A 356-nucleotide genomic window follows, 5' to 3' on the forward strand; every position below is an offset into this window, starting at 1 on the left:
CGGTCGTGGCGGAATCGGTAGACGCGCTAGGTTGAGGGCCTAGTGGTGGCAACATCGTGGAGGTTCAAGTCCTCTCGACCGCACCATATGATGCACCCTTAGCTCAGCTGGATAGAGTACTTGACTACGAATCAAGGGGTCGGGAGTTCGAATCTCTCAGGGTGCACTTTTCGGGAAGTAGCTCAGCTTGGTAGAGCACTTGGTTTGGGACCAAGGGGTCGCAGGTTCGAATCCTGTCTTCCCGACCATTATTTTCATACGAAATACATTGGACTTTGAAAACTGAACGATGAGGCAAAAATCGTATTCTACGGAATACAAAAACGAATGAAGCGCAAGCTTCGTCAATCGTGACT

2 tRNA genes are annotated in these 356 nt (G+C 49.7%); both read left to right on the forward strand.

From position 1 onward, the window contains the following. Positions 1 to 92: 92 nt before the first annotated feature. Positions 93 to 166: transfer RNA gene (locus tag HZS85_RS16640), tRNA-Arg, on the forward strand. Between the two features lie 5 nt (positions 167 to 171). Then, positions 172 to 248 (forward strand) — tRNA-Pro (locus tag HZS85_RS16645). Positions 249 to 356: the final 108 nt, after the last annotated feature.

Source organism: Exiguobacterium sp. s130 (genome assembly GCF_018619055.1).
In the GTDB taxonomy this organism is placed as follows: domain Bacteria; phylum Bacillota; class Bacilli; order Exiguobacteriales; family Exiguobacteriaceae; genus Exiguobacterium_A.